14 protein-coding genes and 1 pseudogene are annotated in these 9,942 nt (G+C 44.9%); 6 read left to right on the top strand and 9 right to left on the bottom strand.

Translation table 11 applies throughout. The annotated features are described in order from the left end of the window. Nucleotides 1-217, bottom strand: a pseudogene (locus QT974_RS24750) (photosystem II q(b) protein); the annotation flags it as partial. Nucleotides 218-836: 619 nt separating this feature from the next. Next, nucleotides 837-1,184 (bottom strand): histidine triad nucleotide-binding protein, encoded by a 348-nt coding sequence (locus tag QT974_RS24755; protein ID WP_333268878.1) that lies wholly within the window; start codon nt 1,182-1,184, stop codon nt 837-839. A gap of 367 nt (nt 1,185-1,551) precedes the next feature. Here QT974_RS24755 and QT974_RS24760 point away from each other — a divergent pair, with 367 nt between their 5' ends. Further along, nucleotides 1,552-3,081, top strand: coding sequence for a YifB family Mg chelatase-like AAA ATPase (locus tag QT974_RS24760; RefSeq protein WP_333471062.1), 1,530 nt, complete (start codon nt 1,552-1,554; stop codon nt 3,079-3,081). An 11-nt stretch (nt 3,082-3,092) separates the two neighbouring features. Here the strand turns inward: QT974_RS24760 and QT974_RS24765 are convergent, their stop codons facing one another. Together QT974_RS24765 and QT974_RS24770 are read right to left on the bottom strand one after the other, a co-directional pair. Then, on the bottom strand, nt 3,093-3,872 hold the full coding sequence (locus QT974_RS24765; RefSeq protein WP_333471063.1) for a hypothetical protein: 780 nt from the start codon (nt 3,870-3,872) through the stop codon (nt 3,093-3,095). A gap of 46 nt (nt 3,873-3,918) precedes the next feature. Then, on the bottom strand, nt 3,919-4,389 hold the full coding sequence (locus QT974_RS24770) for a helix-turn-helix domain-containing protein (protein WP_333471064.1): 471 nt from the start codon (nt 4,387-4,389) through the stop codon (nt 3,919-3,921). 19 nt (nt 4,390-4,408) lie between these two features. Between QT974_RS24770 and QT974_RS24775 the strand changes: the two genes are divergently transcribed. Together QT974_RS24775 and QT974_RS24780 are read left to right on the top strand one after the other, a co-directional pair. Beyond that, the gene (locus QT974_RS24775) at nt 4,409-4,573 is read left to right on the top strand and encodes a hypothetical protein (protein ID WP_333471065.1); all 165 of its coding nucleotides are present in this window, start codon (nt 4,409-4,411) and stop codon (nt 4,571-4,573) included. A 279-nt stretch (nt 4,574-4,852) separates the two neighbouring features. Beyond that, a complete protein-coding gene (locus QT974_RS24780) occupies nt 4,853-6,046 on the top strand; it encodes a DNA cytosine methyltransferase (protein ID WP_333471066.1) in 1,194 nt (397 codons plus the stop codon). Here QT974_RS24780 and QT974_RS24785 read toward each other — a convergent pair. Then, the gene (locus tag QT974_RS24785; protein ID WP_333471067.1) at nt 6,009-6,740 is read right to left on the bottom strand and encodes a restriction endonuclease; all 732 of its coding nucleotides are present in this window, start codon (nt 6,738-6,740) and stop codon (nt 6,009-6,011) included. The two genes, QT974_RS24780 and QT974_RS24785, sit on opposite strands and share 38 nt — an antisense overlap. After that, entirely contained in the window at nt 6,737-6,985 is a 249-nt protein-coding gene (locus tag QT974_RS24790) for a helix-turn-helix domain-containing protein (protein ID WP_333373807.1), read from the bottom strand. The genes QT974_RS24785 and QT974_RS24790 overlap by 4 nt, the downstream gene beginning before the upstream one ends. Before the next feature lie 220 nt (nt 6,986-7,205). On the opposite strand from QT974_RS24790, the gene QT974_RS24795 reads away from it, so the two are divergent. Then, on the top strand, nt 7,206-7,328 hold the full coding sequence (locus QT974_RS24795) for a hypothetical protein (RefSeq protein ID WP_333471068.1): 123 nt from the start codon (nt 7,206-7,208) through the stop codon (nt 7,326-7,328). Between the two features lie 134 nt (nt 7,329-7,462). Next, a complete protein-coding gene (locus QT974_RS24800) occupies nt 7,463-7,600 on the top strand; it encodes a hypothetical protein (RefSeq protein ID WP_333471069.1) in 138 nt (45 codons plus the stop codon). A gap of 6 nt (nt 7,601-7,606) precedes the next feature. Here QT974_RS24800 and QT974_RS24805 read toward each other — a convergent pair whose 3' ends face one another. From QT974_RS24805 to QT974_RS24815, 3 genes are read right to left on the bottom strand one after another with little or no spacing between them, the layout of a single operon-like run. Next, the gene (locus QT974_RS24805; RefSeq protein WP_333236623.1) at nt 7,607-7,831 is read right to left on the bottom strand and encodes a type II toxin-antitoxin system HicB family antitoxin; all 225 of its coding nucleotides are present in this window, start codon (nt 7,829-7,831) and stop codon (nt 7,607-7,609) included. Beyond that, complete coding sequence (locus QT974_RS24810) at nt 7,828-8,049, bottom strand: type II toxin-antitoxin system HicA family toxin (RefSeq protein ID WP_333247763.1); 222 nt, start codon at nt 8,047-8,049, stop codon at nt 7,828-7,830. The genes QT974_RS24805 and QT974_RS24810 overlap by 4 nt, the downstream gene beginning before the upstream one ends. A gap of 32 nt (nt 8,050-8,081) precedes the next feature. Further along, nucleotides 8,082-8,312: a type II toxin-antitoxin system HicB family antitoxin gene (locus QT974_RS24815; protein ID WP_333471070.1), complete on the bottom strand. Its 231-nt coding sequence runs from the start codon at nt 8,310-8,312 to the stop codon at nt 8,082-8,084. Nucleotides 8,313-8,563: 251 nt separating this feature from the next. Here QT974_RS24815 and purB point away from each other — a divergent pair, with 251 nt between their 5' ends. Then, nucleotides 8,564-9,859 (top strand): adenylosuccinate lyase, encoded by a 1,296-nt coding sequence (gene purB, locus QT974_RS24820; protein ID WP_333471071.1) that lies wholly within the window; start codon nt 8,564-8,566, stop codon nt 9,857-9,859. Nucleotides 9,860-9,942 lie beyond the last annotated feature (83 nt).

Genomic DNA, 9,942 nt, shown 5'->3' on the forward strand with positions numbered 1-9,942 from the left:
ACATCAAGGAACCAGCAACTGGTTCGCGGATGCCGTCGATGTCCACAGGAGGAGCCGCAACGAAGGCAATAATGTAGCAGACGGTGGCAGTGAGCAAGGTAGGAATCATCAGAGTCCCGAACCAACCCACATAAATGCGGTTGTCAGTGCTAGTTACCCACTCGCAGTAACGTTCCCAAAGGCTGCCACTTTCGCGACGCTGTAAGGTTGTTGTCATTTGGTTTATGATTGCTTAATTGAATTTTCAAGGTTCGTTGTGGGGATGCCCCACGCTTCTATTAGTAACACTACTAACTAAAGTTTGCCAAGGGGTTAGTGCTGACAATTAAAAACTTTTACAAACATTTACAAGCGTTGATTTTTAGTAAATATTTGTAGTTATTTACAAAGTAATGTTACAGACAATTACGGTTAAAATACAGCGGACAGAAGAGCTGAATATATTGTTTGTAGGTGTGTTGGGCCGTTCGATTAAATTATTGTTGTTCAGGTCGATCGTCTTTCTATTTAAATATCTCTTAATTAGGTATTGAAGAGATTATTTTTAATATTTATTCACATATCATCGGTGGATGTGGCAAAGGTAATCTGGGTGCATCTGATTTTTGCAAATATATTCGTAGGTGCTTCGCCCTTACAAAATAAGGATGCAGCGGTAATCTTTTATATAGATAATATTGAGAACAGGGTTTCTAGTGCGATCGGGCTGCATTCTCAATAATGCCCAATCAACCTGGTTTATTGACAAAAAAATCAACTTGATTTCTGAAGCGGACTGGTAGGAATAAACCGGGTTTCTGAAGCTGAGTTCGTCAGTTGTGCGTAAAAATTAGCCTTTAGCCCGGGGGCCAGTTCATGTGGCGTCCGCCGAGAATGTGAAGGTGTAAATGGTCTACAGTTTGACCGCCGTCGTTGCCGGTATTAATCACGACGCGATAGCCGTTGCTGAGCCCGAGTTGTTCTGCTACCCGTTTGACAGTCAGCAGCAGGTGTCCCATTAGGGCGTGGTCTCCCGATTCGGCATCGGCTAATTTGGGAATAGGTTTTTTGGGAATGACGAGGATGTGGACGGGCGCTTGCGGATTGATATCTCTGAAGGCGAGGGCCAAGTCGTCCTCATAAACGATGTCTGCGGGAATCTCTTTGCGGATAATTTTGCTGAAAAGGGTTTCTTGGGTTGTCATGGGTGTTAAGGAAGGAAGTCATTAGTCATCAGTCATCAGTCATCAGTCATTAGTCATCAGGAAGACGGAGGAACCATCCCGATTTAGTAAAAAGCGTTTTTTCAGACTGCTGTCCCGCTCGCTTGCCAGTATATCTCTGGCGCTCAAGATGCTCGCACTCCTGTGAAAGAAAATTTGGGATGCTTCCAAGACGGAACACGCGAGGGGACAAGGGGAAGGGGGAAGGGGGAAGAGGCAGGAGGAGAGAAGCAAGAGGAGAAAAGGAAGAGGCAACGAAAAGTTTTTCTTGCCTCTTCTGATATTCATTAGTCATTGTTAATCATAATAGATGATGGATCGAGGACAGGCAAATTGAGGATAAAAAATAATGCTTGCGAGGGTTTGGAGTGCATCTATCGTAGGAATTGACGCGGTAAAGGTGGGTGTCGAGGCGGATGTGTCGGGCGGACTGCCGAAAATTGTGGTTGTGGGGCTGCCCGATTCGGCGGTGCAAGAGGCTAAAGAAAGAGTTAAGGCTACGCTCAAAAATTCGGGATATGGTTTTCCGATGCGGAGTATTGTGATTAATTTGACTCCGGCGGATTTGCGGAAGGAAGGGCCGAGTTTCGATTTGCCGATCGCCATTGGCATTTTAGCAGCATCGGAACAAGTCAGCACTGAACTTTTGGGAAATTATTTGTTTCTGGGGGAACTGTCTTTAGATGGGACTTTGCGGGCTGTGGCTGGGGTTTTGCCGATCGCCGCTGCTGCTGCCAAAATGGGTATTTCAGGATTGATTGTACCCGCTGCTAACGCACAGGAAGCGGCTTTGGTACACGGAATATCTGTTTATGGTTTTGAGAATATTTTTGCAGTTACTGATTTTTTAAACAATCCTCATGTGTATTCGCCCGTAGAAGTAAACGGTAGAGAAGAGTTAGCAAAAAAGCGGATTCCGGGTTTAGATTTAAAGGATGTGAAGGGGCAAATTCACGCGCGGCGGGCTTTGGAAATTGCAGCGGCGGGGGGACACAATTTGATTTTTGTGGGGCCGCCAGGGAGCGGTAAGACGATGTTGGCGAGACGTTTGCCGGGTATTTTGCCGCCGCTGACGTTTGAGGAGGCTTTGGATGTGACTCAAATTCATTCGGTGGCGGGGTTGTTGAAGGATAAGGGCAGCTTGGTGGGCGATCGACCTTTTCGCAGTCCTCACCATTCAGCATCCGGCCCTTCTCTGGTCGGTGGCGGCAGTTTTCCGCGTCCAGGGGAAATTTCTTTAGCACATCGTGGTATCCTTTTCTTGGATGAATTAACTGAGTTTAAAAGAGATGTTTTAGAGTTTTTACGGCAACCGCTGGAAGATGGTTATGTGACAATTTCTCGGACTAGACAATCGGTGATGTTTCCGGCGCAATTCACTTTAGTTGCGAGTACGAATCCTTGCGCTTGCGGTTATTATGGCGACTCTATTCAACAGTGTACTTGTTCGCCGCAAAAAAGGGAGCAATATTGGGCAAAACTTTCGGGGCCTTTGATGGATCGGATCGATTTGCAAGTGGCGGTGAATCGTTTGAAACCGGAGGAGATTACACGACAGCCGACGGGGGAGGAGTCGGAACCGGTGCGGGTGAGGGTACAGAAGGCAAGGGCGATCGCAACTAACCGTTTTAAGTCAGAATCTAGTTTGCGCTGTAATGCGGAGATGCAAAGCAGCCATATTAACCAATGGTGTCAGTTGGATGATGCTTCGCGGAATTTATTGGAGATGGCGATTCGGAAGTTGGGGCTGTCGGCTAGGGCTAGCGATCGAATTTTGAAGGTGGCGAGAACTATTGCTGATTTGTCGGGGGATGAAAGCTTGAAAACCAATCATGTGGGGGAGGCGGTGCAGTATCGCACGATCGATCGGATGCAGTAGTGAGCTGATTGCTAGTCAACATCATTTGTTGCTAGCTCTTGTTCTAAACGTTGAGCAAATATTTGGAATAATTTGACATCTTCTGATGATATATTACCTTTGATTTCCATATTTTGAACTCGCAGGATTTCGCCACGGCTATCTTTAGCAGTAATTGTTAGAGTTTGCCCCTTCATCCAGAGTCGATATCGATCTCCTTGATAAGATCGACCCCCTTCTGCTGCTGGAGATCCCAAGACAGTTAATGCTTTTTTCGCAGTGTCAATTACCAAATCGCAGTATTCGTATAAACGAACCCTACGAACAAATTCTGGAACTCTATTATTTTTTTCTAAGTTGTCAATAAGTTCGGCAACAGTAAGAGGCGGTTTTTTTAGCTCCTCAGCCTGCTGCCGAATTACCTCAACCATTGATTCAGCGTCATTTTCAAAAAGCTGAGTCAGAAATACATCCGGGTGCTGCACTTCGATGCCGTAGGGTTCTAAAGCTTCTTGCGGGAAGTGTCTCAGATTATCTGTGACAATGACTTTAGCGTTTGCTATTATGGCAGCAGCTAAAACATGGCGATCGCCCGGATGATTTGTCATTGCTTCCACCAAACTTGCAGGCACTTCGACCATTGCTTCAGGAAAGGTGTTTTTGATCATTGTCTGAAAACGTGCAGCTTTGGCATCTGTCATTTTTCCGTTTTTCACAAGATTGCGGGTAGCACCATCTAGAATTTCTTGTGAAAAATGAACGCAGTATAAATCATCCTCAGCAGCAGACAGCAGCGTATCACATAGAGGCATAGGGAAGATGACACAGGAGTCTAAAATAACAGATACAGCTTCCATTCTACTCCTGAGCTATTTCGCATATCCCTTCGCCGTAAAACCCCTCCTCCTGAAGAAATTGGCTTAATTCTTTCATTCCTTGGCGACGCTTCACTTGACGCTGTTCCTTGTAAGTAATTACATCTTGCAAAAGAACACGCCGATGTTTTCCTACTTTGATATAAGGAATTTCTCCCTCATTTAATAATTTGACAAAAAAGGGTCGCGATACCTTCAGGATGTCGGCAGCCTCCTGCGTTGTCATTTCAGGATTATGAAGTTCTACCGAGACAGATTTACCTGATGCCATTCCATGAACAATTTGACGCAGAAAGCTGTAAACAGATTCGGGAATCAGTATCTCTTCTCCGTTACTTCCGACTAATTTGGGCTGTGCAGATTCTCTGCTCAGTATTTGCTCTAATTTGTCTATTGATGCTTTTTCGGGTTCTTGAACTAAAACTGATTCTTGCGATGCTTTTTGCCTCGACATAATAAATCTCTCTTTTGGTATGTTTTTCTTGGAGGTAGAAAGCCAATATGCTAAAATCAGAGGCTCAAATCCCTATCAGGGATTGAAACCCCTGATTGTAGCAGAGCCAGTCACTCTCATGCTCAACACGTTGGGGCTGCAATCAAGAAAAACCTGTACAGCATTACTGGCACAAGGTTTGTAAGTGTTTGTCCGACATAAAATACTTGAGTTTTGAATTAAATATAACACTACACTTGCTATAATTGCAATATCCGGAACAAACGAAATATTCAAAATCAGAACGTGCGTAAGCATTGCGTGACCGTTGATATAGCCTCTCTCACCTCAAGTTACTTAACCTGACTCAAGACGGATGTCAAGCGGTACAATAGGGCGCTTTCCCAGACCTCCAACCGCCATATAACCCTACACTCTCCCCCAAGTGGGCAACATCAGATAGAACGCCGTAAACAAATATAAAATGGAAGCAATACAACTGTCTTTATTCTCAAACGAGTCCGAATTAATTCCTGCCAAAAAGCAGAAGAAAGCAAAATTAGGGCGTTACGAACGCATCCAACGCGAACTAGAAGCAAATGACTGCGACCCCTACAAGATATTCATTGATATTAAATCTCAGTCACTGCCAAAATCAGACTATACATTTGTCGATCTTTTTTGCGGTGCGGGCGGCATGACACAAGGTTTATTGCAAGCAGGTTTTAAACCAGTCGCAAGCGTTGAAATTAATCCCATCGCCTCGGCAACTCATACAAAAAATTTCCCGGATTGCCATCACTTGTGCGACGATATCAAAAACTTAAATCCCCAAAAATTGCTCGCTGAAATTGGTTCGCCACAAGTTCATGTTGTGGTAGGTGGGCCGCCGTGTCAAGGCTTCTCAGTGGCAGGAAAACGCGACCCGAACGACCCTCGAAATCGCCTATTTAGAGAGTTTGTCCGCGTTGTCTCTGAAATACGTCCTTGGTATGTTGTCATGGAAAACGTACCCGGAATATTGACTATGCAAAAAGGAGCTGTTAAACAAGCAATTTGCGAAGCTTTTCAGGAAATTGGCTATCCCCATATGTCCGTTGCTATTCTGGAATCAGCCGCCTATGGAGTCCCGCAAATCCGCCCGCGAGCTATTTTTATTGCCAATAGATTTGGGATTCAAAATCCCTATCCCAAGTCGCAATTGTTGCCAGAACAATACAAAGCAATCGAGTCAGCAATTGATAATTTACCAGAGTATACTTCCATCCCAGAAATCAACCACGAATGGACTCGTCATTCTGCTGAGTACATGGAAAGACTTGCTAAAGTTCCACCAGGCGGTTCTTTGTATGAAAGCTACGCCGATGCTTTCAAGCGACAGTATCCGGGAAAACCGAGTATGACTGTTAAAGAAAATCATGGTGGCACTCATATTCATCCTCATCTTAATCGTGTTATTTCTGCTCGTGAAATGGCTAGATTGCAAACTTTCCCGGATTCATTTATTTTTGAAGGTTCAATGAAAAAGGCAATGTGGCAAATCGGAAATGCCGTGCCACCCCGTTTAGCAGAGTGTATCGGTTTTGCACTTATGCCATATTTGACTGATATTGCACTTAACAAACCTAGCTTAGTTCCGATTAAACCTCCCGAACAGATTCAGCTAGTTTTTGATTGAGAGCATTTCGCCAAGTTTCAAAATCATACCAGCCACATCCTGTGCAGCCTTCCTCAGATTCAGCACCGCGCTGATGTATGGAAGGCCAGTCTTCGCCCTTTTCATACCAAAACTTGATTCCAAAAGGTGTGCCTCTTTTCCCTGTTTTGATGCAGCGTTCGCAGCTTCGAGATTTTAGAAGATTGTGATTCCCTGAATCATCTTTTTTGAGCAACTGAAACTTTTTCTTTATTTCAGATTCGCTCATAGATACCAAATGCGGTGGTTCATTATCTCCCCAGCGTTCCATCGGAAACCTATGATCAATTACCAACTCATGGGCGGCTCGTTTTCTCTGTTCGATTACATCTGTATAAGAGTAAACTTCGAGAATTCTTTTTACCAGAGAACCGGGTATGTTAGCAGCAGAATTTGCTGATTTGATCTCTCCTGTCCACAAATCGCCCAGTCGTATTGCTTGACAAGTTCGACAGTACCTCTTTTCTGTTTGAATAACAAGACCCGGCCGCTTCCTTGTTCCGCGCTGCAATCCTTGAATACCACCACCTCCGGCATATTGAGCTGATGCTATCTGTTTGCCTTCGCACTCTCGACAATGCCATTGTTGGTCTGATAAAAGATTTAAAACTCTCAATTGGGTTGAGTCTTGTTTTAATTGAGCTTTAATTGTAGTTGCTAAATCTTGATTGCTCACTCTATATTTTCCGCTTCTATTTCTAGATTGTCAAGAAGATTGGAAACTGTCAAACCTAAGCCGCTAGCTAGACTTGCAATTGCCGTGATAGAGGGATTTCTGACTCCACGTTCGACTCCAGATATGTAGGTGCGGTCTAAATTAGCCCGCAATCCGAGTTCTTCTTGCGAAATTCCCAATGCTGTCCTGTGTTGCCTTACCAGATGACCTAAAGCACGCAAAATCTTCTGTTTAGATCGACTCATCTGCCAATTGTCAGTCTCTGCGGACGATCGGTCTACGGACGATGTGTCACATATTTGGAAAGTTCGATCGCCCCAAATTCCCCATCCCGACTCAAGACCGATACCTCGCAGATGTACAATAGGACGATCGCTCAGTTAAAATAAAACAGTAAGCGCTCTGATAAGCCGATCGCTTGGGTATTTTTATTAAGAATGAGATTCTCGCCAACATTGAGGGAAGATGACTTATCAAACGATCGAACTTTTGGAAGATTTGCTAGGCAAGTTACAACACTTACTCCCGGAAAATCAGCAGCTTTTGTTAACTTTCGCAGAGTTTTTGCTGGAACGACAGATGCGTTAGAGCCCCGAAAACACTTCAGTTGAAGCTGAACCTCTTCCTGGGCAACAACGGGTTTTGGGCCTGCATCAAGGGATGGGCTGGATGAGTGAGGATTTTAACGAGCCACTTCCTGATGGGTTTTGGTTGGGTGAAGCATGAATATTTTGCTGGATACGCACGTCTTGATTTGGCTGGCGATCTCTCCCCAAAACTTATCGCAACAAGCGACGAATATTATCGCCGATCCAACTCATACTTTATTTACGAGCTTGGTTCGACTGATATTTATTTGAACAAATTTATGCAGCCTGAAATAATCGTTCTAGCTTCTTAGTTGCTGGCAATGCTTTACCTTCAGCTTGGCAACTCTCGATTAGTAACTCCAGTACCTCTCGTGCATTGTAGATAGCTTCTTCATAAGAATCTCCGTGAGTTACCGGCTGCATTACATCCTCAAATTCCGGCAAAAACACGACAAAGCACCGATCTTCTTCTGACCATTGAATAACAACTGTATATTTCATGGTTCTGTCTCCTCTGCTTCGATTTGCCTTAGCGCCTCAAGTGTTTCGTTGACTGACTTCTCTAAATATAGTTTAGCATCATTTCCGTCTTTGCCAGCTATGATAATTACCTTGGCTAATTTGGGATGCTTCCACTTACTATGACTGCCTTTTGCTGGCTGACAAACGAATCCTGCTTTTAGTAATAGGCTTTTCAATTCTCTAATCTTCTTAGGCATAAGCAAATGGTACCAGACATTGTACAAAAATTTTACGCTATCTGTAATCGTTTTCCCAACGTCTGAGGTTCTGGTAGAGGCTTGCCATCTTCTTGATAAAGTTTAATCAATGTTTCTAACAATTCTTGTCCGTGCTTTGCCGCTTCTTCGTAAGTGTGTCCGTGAGTACAAGGCTGCATGACATCAGTAAACTCAGGCAAGCTGACAACAAAAAGTTGATCTTCTTTTGACCACTGGATGATGAGACTGTAATGGTTATTCATGGTTATAGGCGAAGAGAGAAGAATGCCAGCTAACAAGGTTTAGGATATTGTAGCCGATCGCCCAAACTACAAAAATACAAAAACCTAGTTTGTTCACTCCAACCAAAGAAACCGGGTTTTTACCAAATCTGCGGGCTACAACAAAATATTTTCGTAAAAAACCCGGTTTCTGGGCCCCATGTCTAAGTCCCATGACTCTTGCATCCCCACACAGATGTACAATGGTGAGATCGCATTCCCCAACCCCAACCGTGATTGACCGCTACACTCTGCCCGAAATGGGCAACATCTGGACTGAAACCGCCAAGCTCAAAAGCTGGCTGCAAGTAGAAATTGCTGTCTGCGAAGCTCAAGCCGAACTCGGCTACATCCCCGCCGCCGCAGTCGAAGAAATTAAAGCTAAGGCTAATTTTGACCCCAAACGAGTCCTCGAAATTGAAGCCGAAGTCCGCCATGATATGATCGCTTTCTTGACAAATGTCAACGAATATGTAGGCGATGCCGGCCGCTACATTCACCTCGGTTTGACCAGTTCCGATGTGCTCGATACCGCTTTGGCGCTGCAATTAGTCGCCAGCGTTGATATTTTGTTGGAACGTGTCGAAGATTTGAGCCAAGCTATTCGCTATCAGGCGCAACAACACCGCAATACTGTGATGGTTGGCCGATCGCACGGAATTCACGCCGAACCCATCACCTTTGGCTTTAAACTAGCAGGATGGCTGGCGGAAGTGTTTCGCAGCCGTGAAAGATTGGTGAATTTGCGATCGTCCATTGCAGTTGGCAAAATCTCCGGTGCAGTCGGTACTTATGCTAATATCGATCCGCGCATTGAGGCGATCGCCTGTCAAAACCTCGGACTCGAACCGGATTGTGCATCGACTCAAGTCATTTCGCGCGATCGACACGCCGAATACGTCCAAACCTTAGCACTTTTAGCCGCATCGATCGAGCGTTTTGCAGTAGAAATCCGCAACCTGCAACGCACCGACGTTCTCGAAGTCGAAGAGTTCTTTTCCAAAGGGCAAAAAGGCTCATCCGCCATGCCCCACAAACGCAACCCAATTCGATCGGAAAGACTGACTGGAATGGCAAGAATTGTCCGCGCCAACGCCGTCGCAGCCTTAGAAAATGTAGCGCTTTGGCACGAAAGAGACATTTCTCACAGTTCCGTGGAACGGATGATTTTGCCCGACAGTTCTACAGTTACTCACTTTATGTTAGTGGAAACCACAGACTTAGTAAAACACCTGCTAGTCTATCCCGAAAACATGAAGCGAAACATGAATCTTTACGGCGGAGTTATCTTCAGCCAGCGGGTGATGTTAGCCTTAGTAGAAAAAGGCACGAGTCGCGAAGACGCCTATAAAATTGTGCAATCTTGCGCCCACGAAGCTTGGAACAAAGCTGAAGGCAATTTCTACAATTTGATTGCTAAGGACGATCGGGTAACAGCTAAGATGACGAGCAAGGAAATTGATGATTGTTTCGATCCGCAGTATCAATTGAGGCACTTAGATTTAGTGTATCAGCGCTTGGGAATTTGAGGATAATTAACAACTACAAGAGAGCGAGCGAAAGTGCTCGCGCCGATCCGAAAGTGCTCGCGCCGATCCGAAAGTGCTCGCGC

The sequence above is a fragment of the Microcoleus sp. BM001215392 genome (assembly GCF_036700185.1).
Taxonomy (GTDB): domain Bacteria; phylum Cyanobacteriota; class Cyanobacteriia; order Cyanobacteriales; family Microcoleaceae; genus Microcoleus.